At 68.1% G+C, this 20,056-nt stretch carries 16 protein-coding genes and 1 pseudogene; 10 read left to right on the top strand and 7 right to left on the bottom strand.

Annotation, left to right across the window (positions count from 1 at the left end; translation table 11 throughout):
• Positions 1 to 97 precede the first annotated feature (97 nt).
• The 3 genes from VFA08_13785 to VFA08_13775 all read right to left on the bottom strand — a co-directional run bounded on the left by VFA08_13785 (position 98) and on the right by VFA08_13775 (position 2,899).
• Complete coding sequence (locus VFA08_13785; GenBank protein HYZ14658.1) at positions 98 to 949, bottom strand: ABC transporter permease; 852 nt, start codon at positions 947 to 949, stop codon at positions 98 to 100.
• Positions 946 to 1,944, bottom strand: coding sequence for an ATP-binding cassette domain-containing protein (locus VFA08_13780; protein ID HYZ14657.1), 999 nt, complete (start codon positions 1,942 to 1,944; stop codon positions 946 to 948). The genes VFA08_13785 and VFA08_13780 overlap by 4 nt, the downstream gene beginning before the upstream one ends.
• Before the next feature lie 64 nt (positions 1,945 to 2,008).
• Complete coding sequence (locus tag VFA08_13775) at positions 2,009 to 2,899, bottom strand: hypothetical protein (GenBank protein ID HYZ14656.1); 891 nt, start codon at positions 2,897 to 2,899, stop codon at positions 2,009 to 2,011.
• Positions 2,900 to 3,205: 306 nt separating this feature from the next.
• On the opposite strand from VFA08_13775, the gene lon reads away from it, so the two are divergent.
• The 6 genes and pseudogenes from lon (at position 3,206) to VFA08_13745 (ending at position 10,888) form a co-directional block, all read left to right on the top strand.
• Entirely contained in the window at positions 3,206 to 5,581 is a 2,376-nt protein-coding gene (lon, locus tag VFA08_13770) for an endopeptidase La (GenBank protein HYZ14655.1), read from the top strand.
• 95 nt (positions 5,582 to 5,676) lie between these two features.
• A pseudogene (locus tag VFA08_13765) lies at positions 5,677 to 7,551 on the top strand (glycoside hydrolase family 15 protein).
• Positions 7,551 to 8,474, top strand: coding sequence for a zinc-binding dehydrogenase (locus VFA08_13760; protein ID HYZ14654.1), 924 nt, complete (start codon positions 7,551 to 7,553; stop codon positions 8,472 to 8,474). The pseudogene VFA08_13765 and the gene VFA08_13760 overlap by 1 nt, the downstream one beginning before the upstream one ends.
• Positions 8,474 to 9,367 carry an ATP-binding cassette domain-containing protein gene (locus VFA08_13755; GenBank protein HYZ14653.1) on the top strand — a complete coding sequence of 298 codons (894 nt, stop codon included), beginning with the start codon at positions 8,474 to 8,476 and terminating at the stop codon, positions 9,365 to 9,367. The genes VFA08_13760 and VFA08_13755 overlap by 1 nt, the downstream gene beginning before the upstream one ends.
• Positions 9,364 to 10,548, top strand: a complete 1,185-nt coding sequence (locus VFA08_13750; GenBank protein ID HYZ14652.1) for an ABC transporter permease — start codon at positions 9,364 to 9,366, stop codon at positions 10,546 to 10,548. The genes VFA08_13755 and VFA08_13750 overlap by 4 nt, the downstream gene beginning before the upstream one ends.
• 67 nt (positions 10,549 to 10,615) lie before the next feature.
• Positions 10,616 to 10,888: an antibiotic biosynthesis monooxygenase gene (locus VFA08_13745; protein HYZ14651.1), complete on the top strand. Its 273-nt coding sequence runs from the start codon at positions 10,616 to 10,618 to the stop codon at positions 10,886 to 10,888.
• Positions 10,889 to 10,915: 27 nt separating this feature from the next.
• Here the strand turns inward: VFA08_13745 and VFA08_13740 are convergent, their stop codons facing one another.
• Positions 10,916 to 12,274: an aspartate aminotransferase family protein gene (locus VFA08_13740; protein HYZ14650.1), complete on the bottom strand. Its 1,359-nt coding sequence runs from the start codon at positions 12,272 to 12,274 to the stop codon at positions 10,916 to 10,918.
• 64 nt (positions 12,275 to 12,338) lie between these two features.
• Positions 12,339 to 12,725: a VOC family protein gene (locus tag VFA08_13735; protein ID HYZ14649.1), complete on the bottom strand. Its 387-nt coding sequence runs from the start codon at positions 12,723 to 12,725 to the stop codon at positions 12,339 to 12,341.
• 93 nt (positions 12,726 to 12,818) lie between these two features.
• Here VFA08_13735 and VFA08_13730 point away from each other — a divergent pair, with 93 nt between their 5' ends.
• Positions 12,819 to 13,679: a methyltransferase domain-containing protein gene (locus tag VFA08_13730; protein ID HYZ14648.1), complete on the top strand. Its 861-nt coding sequence runs from the start codon at positions 12,819 to 12,821 to the stop codon at positions 13,677 to 13,679.
• Positions 13,680 to 13,699: 20 nt separating this feature from the next.
• Here the strand turns inward: VFA08_13730 and VFA08_13725 are convergent, their stop codons facing one another.
• The gene (locus VFA08_13725) at positions 13,700 to 15,352 is read right to left on the bottom strand and encodes a DUF885 domain-containing protein (protein HYZ14647.1); all 1,653 of its coding nucleotides are present in this window, start codon (positions 15,350 to 15,352) and stop codon (positions 13,700 to 13,702) included.
• 290 nt (positions 15,353 to 15,642) lie between these two features.
• Here VFA08_13725 and VFA08_13720 point away from each other — a divergent pair, with 290 nt between their 5' ends.
• Positions 15,643 to 16,761: a DUF222 domain-containing protein gene (locus VFA08_13720; protein ID HYZ14646.1), complete on the top strand. Its 1,119-nt coding sequence runs from the start codon at positions 15,643 to 15,645 to the stop codon at positions 16,759 to 16,761.
• A 12-nt stretch (positions 16,762 to 16,773) separates the two neighbouring features.
• On the opposite strand, the gene add is transcribed toward VFA08_13720, so the two are convergent.
• Positions 16,774 to 17,784 carry an adenosine deaminase gene (add, locus tag VFA08_13715; protein ID HYZ14645.1) on the bottom strand — a complete coding sequence of 337 codons (1,011 nt, stop codon included), beginning with the start codon at positions 17,782 to 17,784 and terminating at the stop codon, positions 16,774 to 16,776.
• A 68-nt stretch (positions 17,785 to 17,852) separates the two neighbouring features.
• Here add and fabI point away from each other — a divergent pair, with 68 nt between their 5' ends.
• Together fabI and VFA08_13705 are read left to right on the top strand one after the other, a co-directional pair.
• Positions 17,853 to 18,656, top strand: coding sequence for an enoyl-ACP reductase FabI (gene fabI, locus VFA08_13710; GenBank protein HYZ14644.1), 804 nt, complete (start codon positions 17,853 to 17,855; stop codon positions 18,654 to 18,656).
• 19 nt (positions 18,657 to 18,675) lie between these two features.
• Positions 18,676 to 20,056 (top strand): amidohydrolase family protein (locus VFA08_13705; GenBank protein HYZ14643.1); only part of this gene is annotated, 1,381 nt, incomplete at its 3' end.

Genomic DNA, 20,056 nt, shown 5'->3' with positions numbered 1-20,056 from the left:
CGTATCGGCACCGGTTGGGGACACCTGAACGCCGCGATGGGCGCGAAGGTGCGTGCTCGAGAGAGGGCCTGGCGTTTGACCGAGCCGTTCGGCGCCGTTAGGTGCGGCGGTACATACGAACGCCTACCGGCACGGCGATGGCCAGGATGACGGCGATCCAGGCGAGCGACTGCCAAGCGAGCGCGCCGAGATCGGGGATGCTCTGGAACAGGGGGCTCCGGCTGTCGGTGAACGGGTCGCCGAGCGTCAGGGACCGCACGGTGTCGACCCAGATCGTCATGGGGTTGTTGCGCGCGATCGGCTGGATCCAGCCCGGCATCGAGTCGACCGGAACGAACGCCGAGCTGACGAAGATGACGGGGAACACGATCGTGAACGTCGCGGCCTGAACCGCCTCGACGCTCTTCAACGCGAGGCCGGCGAACGCCGCCACCCAGGTGAACGTGTACCCGACGGCCACGATCAACACGAACGCGAGTACCGCCTCGGTGATCCCTTCGTGGAGCCGATACCCGATCAGGACGCCGACGATGACCATGAGCACGATCTGGAACACGACCGACACGGTGTCGGCAGCGGTGCGTCCGGCGAGAACGGCCGAACGCGCCATCGGCAGCGACTTGAACCGCTCGATGAGCCCCTTCTGCAGGTCGTCGGCGAGCCCGACGCCCGTCTGGAGCGCCGCGAAGATCGACGTCTGGACGATGATCCCCGGAATCAGGAAGTCCACGTACGTTACGTTCGGCGGCAGGATCATCTCGAACGCGCCGCCGAACACGTAGACGAACAGCAGCACGAACATCACCGGCTGGATTGTCGAGAACACCAGCAGGTCCGGCTTGCGGATGTAGGTGAGCAGGTTCCGCTTGGTGAGCACCCACCAGTCCGACAGTGCGAGGCGGGTCCGACTCCGTGCGACCTGCGTCGTCGTTGTCGTCGCGGCGCTCATCGCCCCTTCCTCCCTCGCTGTTGTTCCTCGCCCGGTCCTGTCCCACCGCCGTCCTCGGCCGCGTGGCCGGTCAACGACAGGAACACGTCGTCGAGCGACGGGCGACGAAGCGCGACGTCGGCGAGCGCGATCTTCTCGGCGTCCAGCCGTCGGATGGCCTCGGTCAGGATCCCCGTCCCGTTGTCGCCGACGGGGAGGGTGATCTCGCCGCGCTCGTTGTCGGCGTTGCCGCCGCCGGGCCCGAGTCCGAGGACGGCCCCAGCGGCGGCTCCGATCTGCGTCCGGTCGGCGACACGTATGGCCAGGACCTCCCCGCCGACACGCGTCTTCAGATCGTCGGCTGTCCCCTCGGCGATCACGAGCCCTTGGTCGATCACGGCGATCGAGTCGGCCAGGCGGTCCGCTTCCTCCATGTACTGCGTGGTCAACAGCAGCGTCGTCCCGTCGCGAACGAGCTCACGGATGATGTCCCACATCTCGAGCCGGCTCCGCGGATCGAGTCCCGTCGTCGGTTCGTCCAGGAACAGGACCTGTGGCCGGCCGACGAGGCTGGCGCCGAGGTCCAGGCGCCGTCGCATTCCGCCGGAGTACGTCTTGGCGACCCGGTGAGCGGCGTCGGTGAGCTCGAATCGCTCGAGCACGGCCTCGCCGCGTCGAGTCGCCTCCTCCGCCGTGAGGTGGTAGAGCCGGCCGACCATCTCCAGGTTCTCTTGACCGGTCAGGTTCTCGTCGATGGCCGCGTACTGCCCGGCGAGCCCGATGACGTGACGCAGTGGCTCGGCGTCTCGAACGACGTCATACCCCGCGACGGTGGCCTGCCCGTCGTCCGGTTGCAGCAACGTCGTGAGGATCCGAATCATCGTGGTCTTGCCGGCGCCGTTCGGCCCGAGCAGACCGAACACCGACCCGGGGAAAACCTTCAGGTCGACCCCCCGGAGCGCTTCAACGTTGCCGAAACGCTTGGTGATCCCCTCGACGTGGATGGTCGCGTCCACGAGCGACGCATCCTACAGCCCATGTGTGAACGGGACGACCGCAGCGCACCTTTGGATGGTCCGACTACTGGACGCGCAGAAGGGCCGGATGCAGCTCGACCGCGCCGGGCCCGTACCGCTCGTCGAGCGCCTCGCGAACGTCCTCGTCCGCAACGACGACGCCGATCTCGACCTCGTTCGCCGTTACGTCGATCGACGACCACGTCTTCTCGATACCGAGCTGGTCGGCGACCTCGGACGCGATCTCGGCTTGGATCCGTTCGAGCTCCTTCATCGTTCGGTTGTGGCGAGTCACGCAGAGCGGGCCGCCCCAGATCTGGCGAAGCTCCGATTCGTGTCGTACGAGGTCACCGGTGAACGCGGCCACCAGGAGGACGTCGTTCGGTGCGACCGCTCCCTCGTCCACCATCTCCGGCGGGACCAGGTAGTCGACCCAGATACCCGCCGAGTCGCCCTCGCGCTCGGCCGCGCGCATCACCATCTGGAGATGCTCTTCCGTCGCGCGTGAGGGGTTCGTCGCGATCCAGCCGCCCTCCGGTTCGGGGCACGGCGCCGCGAACGGATCTCCGTCGTCGGGCGGTGGCTGTCGGTACGGACCGGCGTTCGTCACCATGAACTCCGAGCCGTCGTACCGGCCGACGACATGGAACTGACCCCACGTCGTTCCCGACGCCGACTCCTCACCTGTGACCATGCCCCAGTTCCAGTTGGAGATGGGGATGCCGCTGCACTGTGGCGGATAGGAGTCGGCGACTGCGCCGACGCACAGCTCGGCGCCGTGCTCGGAGCTCTGCAGGACGACCGCGTCGCTTTCGTAGAGCGTCGTTTCGTACTCGCCGATCGGAGGCGGCGGGTCGTCCCCGGGTCCGAGCGCCGCCCAAACGAGCGCGCCGGCGCCGCCGAACACCACGAAGGCGACGATCGCCGCGACGAGCCGCTGTCTGGACCTCGGCATCCCGCTATCAGCCCCCTTCGTTCAGGGGATGGTTCCCAGGGCGGTACCGCACGGGTTGCAGTAGGCCATCTTTCACCATCGTCTTCTCATCTCCGACCTTGAGCCCGAGCGTCGAGGCCGCTAGGCGGTCGGTGAACCGCTCACACGGGCGCGAGGTACGGCTGGGTGCGTCCCAGAGGAACCGACCTACCATCGGTGTAATGCCGCTTACACTTGGAATAGGCACGGTGGCCGGTCCGTTTGGAACTGCAGATGCAACGGGCAGCCGACGGCTGTCGGTTCCACGAGATAGGAGCGAGACGAGAGATGGCTCAGCTCGACACCCAGATCCTGCCCCTCCTGCCGCTCACCACCGGCGTGGTGCTGCCCGGCATGGTCATCACCCTCACCGTCGAGTCCGACGACGCACGCCGGGCGATCGCGGCCGCCGACGCGACCCGCGGCGAGATCCTGCTGGTCCCCAAGGTCGGCCAGCGCTTCGCGCAGGTCGGGACGGTGGCCAAGGTCGAGGACGTCGGGCGCCTCCAGAACGGGATGGAAGCGCTCGTGATCCGCGGAATGCATCGGGCCGTCATCAGCCGTGGGGTTCCGGGTACCGGCGACGCCGTCTGGGTCGAGGTCGACCCGCGGCCGGACGAGGTCGCCTCGCCCCGAGCGCACGAGCTGGCACGTGAGTACCGCGCGACGCTCGAGAGCATCGTGGAGGCGCGCGGCGTGCCTCAGGTCGCCGAGTTCCTTCGGGGTATCTCCGATCCCGGTCAGATCGCCGACACCGCCGGCTATTCGCCGGACCTGTCGTTCGAGCAGAAGGTCGACGTTCTCGAGACGCTGGACGTCGAGCGGCGCCTGGAGACGGTGCTGGAGTGGGCGAAGGACGTTCTGGCCGAGCTCGACCTGAAGGACAAGATTCGCACGGACGTCCGCGAGGGCCTCGAGAAGAACCAGCGGGAGTTCATCCTCCGTCAGCAGATGGACGCGATCCGCAAGGAGCTGGGCGAGGACTCCGAGGAGAACGTCGCCGAGGAGTACCGCAGGAAGATCGCCGAGGCGAACATGCCCGACGGCGCGCGGAAGGAAGCCGAGCGGGAGCTCGGCCGGCTCGAGCGCACCTCCGAGCAGTCGCCCGAGTACGGCTGGATCCGCACGTACCTGGATTGGATGACCGAGATTCCGTGGGGCGTGCGAACCGAGGACAACCTCGACATCGGTGATGCCCGACGCATCCTCGACGAGGACCACAAGGGCCTCGACGACGTGAAGGACCGCATCGTCGAGTACCTCGCCGTGCGCAAGCTGCGTGAGGAGCGCGGGCTCGGCCCGGCGTCGGGGCGGGGCTCGGGCGCGATCCTCACGCTCGTCGGACCACCGGGCGTGGGAAAGACCTCACTCGGCGAGTCGGTTGCCCGAGCGCTCGGTCGCAAGTTCGTCCGCATCTCGCTCGGCGGCATCCACGATGAGGCGGAGATCCGCGGCCACCGGCGGACGTACGTCGGTGCGCTGCCCGGCCGCATCGTGCGCGCGCTGAAGGAAGCCGGTACCAAGAACCCGGTGATGATGCTGGACGAGGTCGACAAGGTCGGCGCCGACTGGCGCGGCGATCCCTCGAGCGCGCTGCTCGAGGTGCTCGATCCCGCGCAGAACCACACCTTCCGCGACCACTACCTGGAGGTCGATCTCGACCTTTCGGAGGTGCTGTTCATCTCCACGGCGAACGTCGCCGAGACGATCCCCGGGCCGCTGCTCGACCGGATGGAGGTCATCCGGCTCGACGGCTACACGGAGGACGAGAAGGTCGCCATCGCCCGATACCACCTGCTCGGCCGACAGCTCGAACGCAATGGGCTGAACGAGGACGAGGTCACGGTCACGGACGGAGCGATCCGTCAGGTCGTCGGCGACTACACGCGCGAGGCCGGAGTGCGCAACCTGGAGCGCGAGCTCGGCAAGGTCCTGAGGAAGGTGGCCACCAAGCTGGCCCGGGGAGACGCTCACGCGCCGGTGAACGTCGACGTGATCGACGTCCGAGATTACCTCGGACGTCCGCGGTTCTTCTTCGAGGCCGCGGAGCGCACGAGCGTACCGGGCGTCGCGACGGGTCTCGCCGTAACCGGCACCGGCGGCGACGTGCTGTTCATCGAGGCAACGCGCATGGAGGGCGAAGGCCCCGACGCGCTGATGCTGACGGGACAGCTTGGCGACGTCATGAAGGAGTCCGCTCAGATAGCGCTCAGCTACGTGCGATCGCACGCTGAGGAGCTCGGCGTGCCGGCGTCGTCGCTCGGGGGGCGATTCCACGTTCACGTGCCGGCGGGCGCCGTGCCGAAGGACGGACCGAGTGCAGGCGTGACAATGGTGACTGCGCTCGCGTCGCTGCTGTCGCAGACGTCGGTGAAGAGCACCGTCGGTATGACTGGTGAGGTCACGCTGCAGGGGCGAGTGTTGCCGATCGGCGGGCTCAAGCAGAAGGTGCTCGCGGCGCACCGCGCCGGACTGAAGGAGGTCATCCTCCCCAAGCGGAACGAGGGCGACCTGGACGACGTCCCCGAGCAGGTTCGCGAGGAGATCGCGTTCCATCCGGTGGAGACGATCGACGAGGTGTTGGCGATCGCGCTCGAACGCGGGGAGGTGTCGGAGGTCGACATGCCGAGGCCGCCCGAGACCGAACCGTTCGTCGCGGCGTAGCGTCGGGACTCTCCGAAGAGCGGATCGTCGGCGTCTCCAGCCGGTTACGGCGATACCATCCGCGGATGCAGCGCACGGGCCCGTACGCGGACGCGAGTCCGTTCCCGCCCATCGCGCAGTACGGCTTCCTCTCGGATCGTCACGTCCAGGCGCTCATCGCGCCGAGCGGGAACGTCGAATGGCTCTGTTTACCGAGACCCGACTCGCCGTCGGTGTTCGCGGCGATGCTCGATCGATCGGCCGGACACTTCCGCGTCGGCCCGCGCGACGTCACCGTTCCGGCAGGCCGGCGGTACGTGCCGGGAACGCTCGTGCTCGAGACGACGTGGCAGACCCACTCGGGGTGGATCATCGTCCGCGACGCGCTGCTGATCGGCCCGTGGTACGACGACACCCAACGGGCGGTCGACTACCAGCGTCCGCCCGACGATTACGAGGCCGAGCACTGCCTGCTCCGCACGATCCGGTGCGTGAACGGTCACGTCGAGCTGGTGATGGACTGCGAGCCCGCGCCGGACTACGCGCGATCGACCGTCGCGTGGGAGTACCTCGGGGAGGGATATTCGGCTGCCGAGGCGCGCACACCTGACGGCGATCTGATGCTTCGACTCACGTCGGATCTCCGCATGGGGTTCGAGGGACGCCGCGCGTATGCGAGCACGACGCTCCGCGAGGGCGACGAGCGCTTCGTCGCGCTCTCGTGGTCCGCGCACCAACCTCCGACGAGCTATCAGGACGCCGCCGACCGGGTGTGGCGAACGCAGGAGTTCTGGCGCGAATGGCTCAACCACGGCGAGTTCCCCGATCACCCGTTGCGGATCTACCTCCAGCGCAGCGCGTTGACCCTGAAGGGGCTGACGTACGCGCCGACCGGCGCCCTCGTCGCGGCGGCGACGACGTCGTTACCCGAGACGCCGGGCGGAGAGCGCAATTGGGACTACCGGTACAGCTGGATCCGAGACTCGGCGTTCGCGCTGTGGGGGCTGTACTCGACCGGATTCGATTCCGAGGCCGATGCGTTCTTCGAGTTCGTCGCCGACAGGACCGACAATGGTCAGGACCTGCAGGTGATGTACGGCGTCGGCGGCGAACGCGAACTGACGGAGCACACGCTCGACCACCTGTCGGGATATGAAGGCGCGACGCCCGTGCGGATCGGCAACGACGCATGGAACCAAAGGCAGAACGACGTCTGGGGCGTATTCCTCGACTCGGTGTATCTCCACACGAAGTCTCGGAACCGCATCAGTGAACGCGCTTGGCCACTCGTCATGGCGCAGGTCGACGCCGCGATCGTGCACTGGCGTGAACCGGACCGCGGTATCTGGGAGGTGCGGGGAGAGCCGAAGCACTTCACTTCCTCGAAGATGTACTGCTGGGTGGCGCTCGACCGAGGCGCGCGCCTCGCCCGTCGTCGCGGCGAGGAGGCGTTGACGGACAAGTGGCAGGCGGTCGCCGACGAGATCCACGCCGATGTCCTCGCCCACGGCCTCGACGATCGAGGCGTGTTCACTCAGCACTACGGAGGCACCGCCCTCGACGCATCGCTGTTGCTGCTGCCCCTCGTCAGGTTCCTACCGGCGGATGACGAACGGATCCGCGCGACGGTCTTGGCGATCGCGGATGAGCTGACCGTCGACGGGCTCGTGCTCCGCTACCGGGTGGAGGAGACCGACGACGGGCTTTCGGGCGAGGAGGGAACGTTCGCGATCTGCTCGTTCTGGTTGGTCTCGGCGCTCGCGGAGATCGGAGAGATCCCCCGCGCTCGAGAGCTCTGCGAGAAGCTGCTTTCGTTCGCGAGCCCGCTCGGGCTGTACGCCGAGGAGATCGACCCGCGTACGGGGCGTCATCTCGGGAACTTCCCCCAGGCGTTCACACACCTCGCGCAGGTGAACGCGCTCATGCACCTGATCCACGCCGAGCAGAACGCCGCGCCCGGGTTCTCCATGCCCCGCCAGATCGTGCCCTGATGCGGGCGCTCGTCGCGGCGTCCGGCGGCGTCCAGATTCGCGAGGTCGACGAACCTGCACCGGCAGCGGATCACGCCCTCGTGGAGGTGCAAGCGGTCTCCCTGAACCGGGGCGAGTGCGTCGCGCTCGGAAGCGCTGAGGAGGGCTGGCGGCCGGGATGGGACCTTGCCGGCGTCGTCGTCCGGCCGGCCGCGGATGCGAGAGGTCCTTCCGAAGGAGCGCGCGTGGTCGGCTGGGCGAACGGCGGAGCGTGGGCCGAACGCGTCGCGGTCCGTGCCGATCATCTGGCCGAGATCCCGGACTCCCTGTCGTTCCAGACCGCGTCGACGTTGCCGGTCGCCGGGCTCACGGCGGTGGGTGTGCTGTCGCCGATCGGATCCTTGCTCGGGCGGCGCGTCGCCATCACCGGTGCCGCGGGGGGCGTCGGACGATTCGCCGTGCAGCTGGCCGAGATGGCCGGCGCAACCGTGACCGCCATCGTCGGGCGCCCCGAACGCGGGGTTGGCCTTCGGGAGCTCGGTGCCGATGAGATCGTCGTGGGTCTCGAGAGCGAGGGTCCAGAGTTCGACCTGATCGCCGATTCGGTGGGGGGAGATTCGCTGTCCGCGGCGGTCTCGCGCGTGGGCCCCGACGGCATCATCGTCTCGTTCGGAAACTCTTCGAACGAGCCGGCGCGCTTCGACCCGCGGACCTTCTACCGGAAGGGGTCGGCGCGCATGCTCGGCTACTTCGTCGTGTACGAGCTGCTTCGGGGCCGCATCGGAACGGCACGTCTCGCCGCCCTCTCCGCGCTCGTCGCCGAAGGACGGCTCGTCTCGTCGATCGACCTCGAGGTGCCGTGGACCAACGCGGCGTCGGCGATCGATGCCCTGATGCAGCGCCGGGTGAACGGCAAGGCCGTCCTCGTGATCTCCGGAGCGTAGTGCTGCTCGAGCTCGTGGGTCTGTCGCGTCGCTTCGGAGACGTCATCGCCCTCGACGACGTGTCGTTCTCGGTCCCCGAGGGCGAGATCGTCGGTTTCGTCGGCCCCAACGGTGCCGGCAAGACCACCGCGATGCGGATCGTCCTCGGAGTCCTTTCTCCCGATCGGGGCGAGGTGCGATGGCGCGGACGAACCGTCGACTTCCAGACGCGCCGCCGGTTCGGCTATATGCCGGAAGAGCGCGGCCTGTACCCGAAGATGAGGGTCCTCGATCAGCTCGTCTACCTTGCGCGGCTCCATGGTCTCGACCGCGACACGGCGCGGCGGCAGGGCGAGCGAACCGCCGAGCTCCTCGGCGTTGCCGAACGCGCGCGCGACCGAACCGAGACGTTGTCGCTGGGGAACCAGCAGCGCGTTCAGCTCGCCGCCGCACTCGTTCACCGGCCGGACGCGCTCGTGCTCGACGAGCCGTTCGGCGGACTCGATCCCGTCGGCGTCGACGTGCTATCGGGGGTGCTTCGGGGGCAGGCGGAGAGCGGTGTTCCGGTGGTCTTCTCGAGCCACCAGCTCGAGCTCGTCGAGCGCTTGTGCGACTCGATCGTGCTGATCCATCGCGGTCGCGTGGTCGCCGCGGGTGGGATCGAGCAGCTCCGTGCGTCGGATTCCCGACGCCTGGTACGCATCGAGGTGGGCGCACCGAACGGGTCGTGGCTCGATCGTCTCCCGGGCGTTCGCGTCGTCGAGCGCGTTCCCGACGGCGGCGTGGTCGAGCTCGACGACGGGGTTCGCGAGGGCGATGTTCTCGACGGAGCACGCTCGGCCGGAGAGATCCGTCACTTCAGCGTGGTTCGCCGGACGCTATCGGAGATCTTCCGCGAGGTGGTCGGATCGTGAGCGCACCGACAGCGACCAAACGCGTGTGGGCGATCGTTGCGCGTCGGGAGTTCGTCGAACGTGGCCGGGACCGCGGCTTCCTGATCTCGACGGCGATCACGCTCATCGTCCTCGTCGGCGTGATCGTGGGAACGTCGGTGCTCGGCGGCGAGACGCGGTACAGGCTCGGTGCCGTGGATGATGCGCGCCAGGTCGCGGAGCGCAGCGTCCAGGCCGCGCAACTGCTGGATGTCGACGTCGAGCTCGTCACGGCGTCCGACGACGCGGCGGCTGTGGCGGCGGTGCGGGACGGTCGACTCGACGCGGCGGTGATCGGCGGTGCCGAGATCGTCGTTCGGTCGGAGCCGTCCGCCGAGCTCGTCGGCATCGTGCAGGCGGTATCGCAACGCATGCGCACCGAGGAGGCGTTGCGCGGAACCGGCCTCAGCGATGAGCAGATCCGCGCGGCGCTCGATCAGGCGCCAATGGAGATCCGCGCGCTCGAGCCGGTCGACGATCGCAGGCGCGAGAACTCGGCCGTGGCGTTCGTTGGAGTCCTCGCCCTGTACGGGCAGCTGTTCGCGTACGGTTATTGGGTAGCGGCCGGAGTGGTCGAGGAGAAGTCCTCCCGCGTGGTCGAGGTGCTCCTGGCGACGGTTCGTCCATCGCAGCTGTTGCGCGGGAAGATCCTCGGGATCGGCGTGCTGGGGTTGCTGCAGCTGCTCCTGATCGGGGTGGTCGGTCTCATCGCGGCCCAGACGGTCGGATCGCTGGACTTCCCCTCCGGCGCGATCGCGACGATCGGGATCGTCCTGGTGTGGTTCGTCTTCGGGTTCTTCTTCTACGCGGGCCTGTTCGCGGTGGCGGGCTCGATCGTTCCACGTCAGGAGGACCTTCAGAGCACGATGACGCCGCTGACGCTCCTCATCGTGGGTTCGTTCCTCATCGGCCTGAACGCCATCGGTAACCCGTCGTCGACGCTCGCGACGGTCGCGTCGCTTCTGCCGCCATCGGCGCCGCTCGTCATGCCGTCGCGCATCGTGCTCGGCGAAACAAGTCTGCTCGGCGCGCTCCTGTCGGTGGCGATCACGGTCGCCGCAACGGTTGCACTCGTTCCGCTCGCGACGAGGATCTACTCGGCCGCGGTGCTCCGGCCCGGCCGTGTGCGAATCCGCCAGGCGCTGCGGGCGAGTCGCGGGTAGCCACGCGATTTGCGCTCACGTCGGAACGGTGCTTGCCTCCCGCTGTCCTCACCCATAGGAGGGATTCATGTCGGTCCTCGTTCAGATGCGGGTTCGCGCTCCTGATGTCGAGCGCTTCAGGAAGGCATACGCGGAGTGGGAGCCGAGGTTGGGAGACTTCGGTGGGAAGTCCGTCGGCGTCTACCAGGCCGAGAGCGACCCGAACGAGGTGACGCTCCTCGAGGAGTGGGAGTCGCACGATCAGATGCACGAAGCGTCAGAGAAGTACGGGGATCAGTTCAACGCGACGGCAGGCACCGAGGGTCTGGAGTGGGAAACGAGGATCTGGCACCGGCTTTGAGCCGGTAAGCGAGTCATCCGCGCGCCTTTACGCCACGAGTTCCGCGCACATCTCTGCGAACACGCGTGAGTGGGCGTCGACGTCGTCCTCCGTGGTCGCCGGCGACATCAGCGCCATGTTGTGGAACGGCGTGAGGAGGATCCCGCGGTTCAGCGCGTACAGATGCGTGAAACGCGCGAGCTCGTGGTCGTCGGCAGCCGCGGCCTCACCTCCGTTCCGAGGCGGGGTGGGCGTGAACCAGTACTCCGCGCGGCACCCGAGCCGCTGGACCTCCCACGGGAGGCGATACCGCTCGATCGCGTCCTTCACGCCGTCGGCCCATCGCTCGCCGAGCGCGATCATGCGTTCGAACGCTTCGTCCGTGAGCACCGTCTCGAGCGTCGCGCGCATCGCCGAGAGGCTGAGCGCGTTGCCGGACAGTGTCCCGCCGATGCCGCCGACGTCGGTCGTCGGGAGCGAGTCCATGTACGCCTGCGCGCGGACCGCGACCTCCGTGGTCATGCCGTAGCACGCGGCCGGAACGCCGCTCGCGAGCGGCTTGCCGATCGTCAGGAAGTCCGGTTCGAGACCCCACGCCTTCGTGGCCCCGCCGGGCCCCGCGCAGATGCAGTGCGTCTCGTCGATCACCAGGTACGTCCCATGTGTCCGAGTGAGCTCTCTCAACGCGTCGTGGTAGCCGTCGTCCGGCAGGACGATGCCGATGTTCGTGAGCGCCGGTTCGGCCAGGACGCACGCAACGTCGCCGTGCGCGAGCGCGCGCTCGAGCGCCTCGACGTCGTTGAATTCGACGACGCGCGTCGTCTCGTTCGGGTCGACGGGCGGACCGATGTTCCCCGGGCGCGAGCCGGTGGCGCCGTCCTCGATCGTGATGATCGTCTCGTCGACCGAGCCGTGGTAGCAGTAGTTGTAGACGAGGATCTTGGGCCGGCCGGTGATCGCTCGGGCCAGTCGGATCGTGAAGCGGTTCGCGTCCGTCGCGGTCAGGCAGAACTGCCAGAAGCGGAGGCCGAATCGCCGCTGCATCTCCGCTCCCACCCAGATCGAGTCCTCGGTGGGGAGCATCAGCGTGATGCCCTTCGCCGCCTGTAAGGCGATCGCTTCGACCGCGGTCTTCGGCGCGTGGCCCGTCATCGCGCCGGTGTCGCCGAGGCAGAGGTCGACGTACTCGCGGCCGTCGACGTCTCGGAACCGCGCGCCCTCGGCCTCCGCGACGAACACCGGAAACGGGCCTGCCCACTCGGTCATCCACGGCATCGGCACGCCCGCGAGCAGGTTCGCATTGCCGCGCTCGAACAGCGAACGGCTCGTTGGATGGTCGCTCTCGAAGCGCGCGAGCTCGCGTTCGGTGAGCTCGCGCAGGCGCGTTCGATCGACGGTGGTGGTCATCGTCTTCCTCTCGGGGGTGACGGCCGGGCGCCAGCCTAGCGCCGCCCCAACCCTCGCGAGGTCGCTACTCGGTGGGCGTGGTCTCCCACAGGCCGAGTGCGTTGCCCTCGGTGTCCTTGAAGTAGGCGAACGCTCCCATGCCGGGGATCTCCGTCCTCGGCGTGAGCGTCTCGCCGCCACCCGCCTCGATCTTCTTGAGCGCCTCGTCGATCGAGTGGACCTCGATCGTGATGACGGGCGCGGACGGGTTCTGGGGCGATCGCTTGTACATGCCGCCGTTGATCGCACCCGGTTGCGTCGGCAGCTGCTTCTCGTCGACCGGAACGGTCATGGCGATCGTGTACTGCACCTCGGGAATGTCCTGGATCTCCCACTCGAAGATCGAGCCGTAGAACTCCTTTGCTCGGGCGGTGTCGTCGGCCGGGATCTCGAAGTGCACGACCTTGTCCATTGCGTTCCTCCTTCCGACGGGACCTCCATTCCAACGCGTCCGGGTGGATAGGGCAAACCGAGAGGTGCAGCGCACCGGTCCTACGCTTTGGGCATGAGGGTCTGGACACGGGAGCGGTTGCGGCACGCCGCCGCCTTCTTCAAGCAGGGACGGAATCCCGCTGCCGCCGTCTACGACTCGATCGGTCCGAACTTCTTCCTGGCGCTCGACGACGGCTGGTTAAACCTGGGCCTCTGGCACGGCGATGGGAGCGATCCGGACGAGGCGCCGGTCGCCGTTCGGCGGCTGGTCGAAACGCTCGCGGCCGAGCTTCCCAAGGGCAGTGCGGTCCTCGACGTGGGGAACGGGCTCGGCGCTCAGGACCCGCTCATCGCGGAGATAGCGGAGCCGAGCCGGCTCGTCGCGCTGAACGTGACGCGGTCGCAGCTGGTGGCCGGCCGCGCGTGGCTCGAGGAGGGCGGCGCGCTGGCGGTGAACGGCGACGCGGCCCGGCTGCCGCTGCGCGATGACAGTTTCGACGGCGTGATCAGCGTCGAGGCCGCGTTCCACTTCTCGTCTCGGCGCCGGTTCCTCGCCGAGGCGTTCCGCGTGCTGCGCCCCGGCGGCATGCTGTCGATGTCGGACATCGCGACCAACCGGATGCCGCGGGGACCGGTCGAGGGCGCGGCGGCCCTAGCGCAACTGCGCGTGTGGGGCCTCCGCGCGAGCGCGGCCGCGTCCGTCGGCCAGATCGTGGCGTTGGCTCGGGCGGCCGGGTTCGACGAGGTCGAAGCGAGGCCAGTCGGCGACAGGACGATCGGGCCGGCGTTGCGGTTCGTTCGCCGCAGACTCGAGACGACGCGCGCCCCCTTGACGATGCGGGTCGCGGCGCGAACGTTCGTTTCGGCCACGGAGCTGCTGTGGCGGAACGGTCTCGTCGACTACGTAATCCTTCGCGCGGAGAAGCCGGCTTAGTCCGCGTCCTACTGCGTGCGCTATGTGCGGGAGAGCTCCCGCCGCAGCGCCGACAGTGGGAGCGAGCCGAGCGCCAACAGCCGGTCGTGGAACGCCGACAGCGAGAAGGCGTCCCCATCGCGCTTGGTCGCGTCGGCGCGCTGCTGTTCGATCTCGAACTGTCCGGTCTTGTACGCGAGTGCCTGACCGGGGAGCGCGATGTATCGGTCGGTCTCGATCACGGCATCGGTGTGCGCGACCCCGGCCTGCTCGAGCAGGTCGATGGCCTGCTCGCGCGTCCAATCGAACGCGTGGATCCCCGTGTCGACAACGAGCCGCGCCGCGCGCATCCCCTGCATGTCGAGCATGCCGAGGCGTTCGCCCTCGTTCTCGAACAGACCCATCTCGTCGGCCAGTCGCTCGCTGTACAGGCCCCACCCCTCGGCGAACGCGGACCCGGCCATGAGACCGCCGAACCGCCGGAGCGCGGGCCGCTCGCCGAGCTCCTGCTCGATCGCGATCTGGAAGTGATGGCCCGGGTTCGCCTCGTGGTACGTCGTCGTGGCCAGATGGTGGAGCGGCTTGCCCTCGAGGTCTCCGCCGTTCACGTAGTAGATGCCCTTGCGCGACCCGTCGGCGGACGGCGGCTGGTAGAAGGCGAACGGCATGTCGGCTTCGCGGAACTCCTCCACCGGCTTCACCGTGCAGTTCTCCGACGGCATCCGGCCGAACGAGGTGCGAGCCGCGTCCCATCCCTTGGCGACCTGTGACTCGGCGAGAGCGACAAGCTCCTCCTTCGTCCGGGCACGGTTCCCACGCTGGTCGAGAAGCGCCACGGCGGCCTTCGGATCGGCGGCGCCGATCTGCCCCGCCGCCAGACGTCGCTCCTCCTGGATCTTCGCCAGGTCCTCGAGCCCGAGGTCGTGCACCTTCTGCGCCTCGAGCGGCAGGGTGGTCCACGACAGGATCTGGGCCGAGTAGATCTCGTCGCCCCCCGGCAGGGCGTGCAGGCCAATCGTCTCGGTTGCCGACGGCAGGTACTCGCGGAGCGCGTCGAGGTAGCGCGAGAGCGCCGGCATGAAACGGTCGCGGAGCGTCTCGATGACTCGTTCGCGCCCGGCCGCGTCGTCCTGCGAAAGCGGCAAGAGTCCGGGCGACTCCTCGACCGGCGTCGCCAGGACGCGCTCGACCTGCGCCACGGCTCGTTCGACGACGACGCGCGGCGCAGTGACGCCGGCGCCGAGTCCGTCCTTCGTGACGCCGATGACCGCCTCGTAGAACTCGGGCGCGTGCCCCAGTCGAGTGACGTACCGGTCGAGGCGTTCGGGCGTGTCGGCGCGCTGCATCGAGGCGAGCTCCCCAATGATCCCGCCGGGACCCCACAGGTGGCTGACGGACTGCAAGCGGTCGACGCGGTGCTCGAGCGCGGCGATCTCGCGGGAAGCGATCGCCTCGAGCACGTCGAGCGTGGTGCGCAGGTCGACGTCCTCGAGGTCGCGATCGAGGAGTGCGAGCTCCTCGAGCGCCGAGCGGTGAAGCGTTTCGCGCGCCGCACGGCCGGCGTCGCTCGGGTCGGGGAGCCGATCGTCGTACCGCTCGTCGCCGACCATGGTCCCGAGGAGCGGTTCGAGCTCGAGCAGCCTCTCCCAGTATCGGTCGATCAGGTCACGCGCAGCATTGATCGGTTCGGTCATGTCGTCTCGTCCCTCTCGCGGTCGATGTTGAGCCATCCTATCCAGCGCGTGAGGCGTGCCGGGGTGTCCGAGGACGCAAGTGGGTTACGAGCTGTTCCACAGAGGGAATCAGTAGCGTTTTTGTAGTAGTTCAATCGCTGCGACCCGTGCATCTGCCGCTCGTGCACGTCTTGCCCGCGATGAGCGCGCAGACGTAGTCATCCCTAACTGATCGAACACGACAACTCGAACGTCGCCGCGCGTGTCGAACACTCAATCGAGTGTCAGTGGCGGGTGTTAGCGTCGCACTTATGTTCGAAGTCGCGACGCATCCGCTGACTGCTGCACTCGACAGTGCGAACGCAGACGTCGGTCGCGCGCAAAGGGGGATGCTGCGTCTGATCGCCGACGCCGATCGGGCCGAGGTCTGGCGAGATTGCGGTGCCCGCGACACCGCGCACTGGCTGGCCATCCGCTACGGCGTCTCCGAGTGGAAGGCGAGGCGGTGGGTCGCCGCGGCCCACGCCCTCCAGAACCTGCCGTTGATCGCCGAGGCGCTGGAGCGAGGGGAACTCGGCATCGACAAGGTGGTGGAGTTGGCCCGGTTCGCGAAGCCCGACGCCGAAGCGCGACTGATCCGGTGGGCGACGACCGTCTCGGTCGGTGCGATCCGCCGTCGGGCAGACCTTGAGGCAAAGATGTCGGTCGCCGACGTCCGGGAGACAGAGCGGAGCCGCGAGGTGACCTGGTGGTACTTCGATGAGGGACGCCGGTTTGGGCTTGAGGCGGACCTCCCCGCAGCCTCAGGACCCATCGTGATCAAGGCGCTGGAGCGGGAGGCGGAGAAGATCGCCGCCCTACCCGGCGAGGAGGACGAGGTGTACGCCTCTGCACGGCGGGCCGACGCGTTGGTAGCCCTGTGCTCGGCCCGGATCGCCACCGACCCCGAGCCCGATCGTGCCACCGTCGTCGTCCACGCCCGACTGGACGGCCTGCAGCGAGACAGGGGCGGGTGCGAGATCGAGGGCGGCCCCGTGATCCACCCCCAGTCGGTACGGCGTCTGTTGTGCAACGCTCGGGTCCAGACCGTAGTGGAGGACCGCGACGGCGACGTCCTCGGCATCGGCCGAGTCTCTCGCGAGCCGCCTGCGTGGCTGCTCCGACAGGTCCGTCATCGCGACCAGGAGTGCCGCTTCCCCGGGTGCGGCGCCCGCCGGTTCACCGAGGCCCACCACATTCGATGGTGGCGTCACGGCGGCAGGACCGATCTTGACAACCTGACCCTCATCTGCTCGTTCCACCACCGGCTGGTGCACGAGCACGGGTGGTCGGTGAAACGAGAGGCGACCGGCGACCTCCTGTGGCGCCGTCCGGACGGAACTCCTTATGAATCCGGTCCGTCTCCTGGCCGCATCGAGCTCGCGAGCTGATCAATCGGTAGCTCAAGCATCCAGCCAAGCGAAGTGACGGCTGCGAACGGGCGTCGTGACGCTCTCGTCCAGGAACGTCGCGTCGAGTGCGTTCGCCGTGATGCGCCTAATGTCTTCGTCGGTGAAGCGCAGGACGTCGCGGCACGCCTCGAGCTCGTGCGTCAGATTCACGTCGAACAACCCAGGATTGTCGGTGTTGATGGTTACGCGCACGTCCTCGTCGAGCAGGCGGCGCGCCGGATGCTCCTCCAGCCGCGTGACGCCGTGTGTCCGAACGTTCGACGTTGGGCACATCTCGAGGGTCACGCCTGCGTCGCGCGCGAGCGCCGTCACCTCGGGGTCGTGGGCCACGCTCACGCCGTGGCCGAGGCGCACCGCGCCGAGTGCCTCGATCGCCTCGCGCGGGAACTGCGGCCCGCCAGACTCGCCGTAATGCGCGGTGATCGGCAGCCCGGCCTTGACGACCGGCTCGAGGACGTCGACGTACAGGGACGGCGGGTACGGCTCTTCGTCGCCGGCGAGGTCGAACCCGACGAGCCGGTCGCGGTTCCGGACCGCGAACTCGACCGTCCGTTCGGCCGACCGCATCCCGTAGTTCCGGCTGACGATCGCAATCAGCCCGACCGCGACGTCGTGGTCGCGCGACGCTCGCTCGACGCCGCGGACGATCGCCTCCATCGCGTCGTCCCAATCGAGGCCGTGACGCTCGCATAGGAAGTGCGGGGAGAACCGAAGCTCGACGAGTCGAACGCCGTCGGCGGCGCAGTCCTCGACCGCCTCGTACGCGATCCGTTCGGTTGCAGCGGGATCGAAGAACGCTCCCTGGGCGATGCCGAACACTGCCAATACGGCCTCGAGGCTCGCCATCGGCTTGAGAACTTGCGCTCGGCGCGCCAACTCCTCCGGGCGCGTCTCGGGCAGCGGGTCGCCCGCCTCGCGGTACAGCTCGATCAGCGTTTGGAGTCTGATCGAACCCTCGAGATGTCGATGCAGGTCGACCTTCGCCGCGGTTTTCAGTTCCACGGCGCTACCAATAGCATGCGGCTCGAAGCGCCGCGTCGCACGCCGGAGGCGCCAGAAGGGACTCGTCGATGTTGCTCGAAGGCAAGAAGCTCCTCGTCACCGGTGTCCTCACACCGGAGTCGATCGCTTTCGCCGCCGCGAATGCCCTCCAGGAGCAGGGCGCGGAGATCGTCCTGACGTCGTTCGGTCGCGCCATGAGCCTCACCGAGCGATCGGCCAAACGGTTGGCGAACCCCGTCGACGTCCTCGAGATGGACGCGACCGACACGCAGCAGATCCGCGCCGTGTCGGACGAGTTGGGAACGCGATGGGGGCACGTCGATGGGTTCCTCCACGCGATCGCATTCGCGCCGCAGGACGCGCTGGGCGGCAACTTCCTGAACACCGAGTGGGAGAGCGTGGCGACGGCGATCAGGACGAGCGCGTTCTCGCTGAAGGCGATCGCCACCGAGCTGCTGCCGAGGATGCGCGAGCGCGGCGGCGCGATCGTCTCGATGGACTTCGACGCGCGAGTGGCGTGGCCCATCTACGACTGGATGGGCGTGGCCAAGGCGTCGCTCGAGTCGATCACGCGGTACCTGGCGCGTGACCTCGGTCCGTTCAAGATCCGCGTGAACACGGTCTCGGCGGGACCGCTGCGAACGATCGCGGGGAAGGGCATCCCCGGGTTCGACGCGCTGGCGAACGGGTGGGGCGCTCGTGCCCCGCTCGGCTGGGACGTCAACGACGCGACACCGGTCGCAGACGCGATCGCGTTCCTGCTCTCGGACCTGTCACGAGGTATCACCGGTGAGCTGGTCCACGTGGATGGCGGGTACCACGCGATCGGCGCTCCGTCGCCGGACGTCACGGGAACCATCGAACAGGGGTGACAGTCGTTCATCTAAGCCCGTGAGCGATGAAGCGCTGAGCGACCCTCCGATCCTGCCGATCGAGTTCGGGCCGGTCTCCAATGGGGAGTACGACCCGCGACCGCTGTCGGAGGTCGCGCGCGAGGCCGTTCGGCGCGCGCGGATCGACTGCCTGGCGACGGCGGATCGTCTGGCCATGCCGCGCCGACGGTTCCTTCGTTCGTTGTGCGCGGCTTCGGTCGTGCTGCTTTCGCTTGATGCCTGCACACGGGAAGAACAGCGGGCGCGCCGGTCGCCGTACGAAAGCGCAGAGCCCGGTGGCGGCTTCACGATTCCGCCCGAGGCGACGACCGAACCGGAGGCGGCGGAGGAGGCGCTCGGGGGCGAGGAGTTCATCATGGACGTGCAGGGCCACCTGCTCGAGTACGACGTGAACCCGGTCTTCCACGGCGAGGGCTTCTACGCGAACTTCCCGCAGCAGTACTGCGGCGAGGACGATCCGCGCGTGTGCTACTCGATCGAGCACTTCCTGGAGGCGTTCTTCATTCGCAGCGACACCAACGTCGTCGTGCTCTCCGCGCTCCCGATCTATCCCGAAGGTTCACCGCTGTCGCCGGAGATCATGTTCGAGACGCGACGGATCGTCGAAGGGCTGTGCCGCGACGAGCGCGTGATGCTTCACGGCCAGGTGCTGCCGAACGTCGGCTCGCTCGAATCCGTGCTCGACGGGATGGAGCAGACCGCGCGTCGGTATCCGATCGTCGCGTGGAAGACGTTCACGCACTTCCCCGACTTCTTCGATCCGGGCGGCGGCGCGTGGTGGCTCGACGACCACGAAGCGGGCCTGCCGCAGGTTGGCGAGCCGTTCATCCGCAAGAGCGTCGAGCTCGGGATCCGAACGATCTGCGTGCACAAGGGGTTCAGCGGCGGCAGCCGGTACTCATCGCCGATCGACATCGGTCCTGCCGCGCGGAAGCACCAAGACGTGAACTTCGTCGTGTATCACTCGGGTTACGAGTCGGGTGAGTTCGAGGGTCCGTACACGAACACGACGGCCGAGCAGGGCGTCAACCGGCTGATCACGTCGCTCGAACGCGCCGGCATCGGACCGAACGAGAACGTCTATGCGGAGCTCGGCTCGACGTGGTGGAACCTGATGCGTTCGCCGACGCAGGCCGCTCACGTGCTCGGCAAACTGTTGAAGCACGTCGGCGAGGACAACGTCGTGTGGGGAACCGATTGCCTGTTTTACGGCTCGCCGCAGCCGCAGATCCAGGCGCTCCGGGCGTTCCACATCTCCGGCGAGCTCCAGGAGCGCTACGGCTACCCCGAGCTCACGAAGGAGCTCAAGGCGAAGATCCTGGGACGCAACGCCGCACGGCTCTACGGGATCGAACCCGTGCCGCCGAGGTGCGACTTCA

It is taken from the genome of Actinomycetota bacterium (assembly GCA_035640355.1).
GTDB lineage: Bacteria > Actinomycetota > UBA4738 > UBA4738 > HRBIN12 > CALGFI01.
Note: the sequence above shows the minus strand (reverse complement) of the source record. Positions and strands in the feature narration are given on the sequence as shown.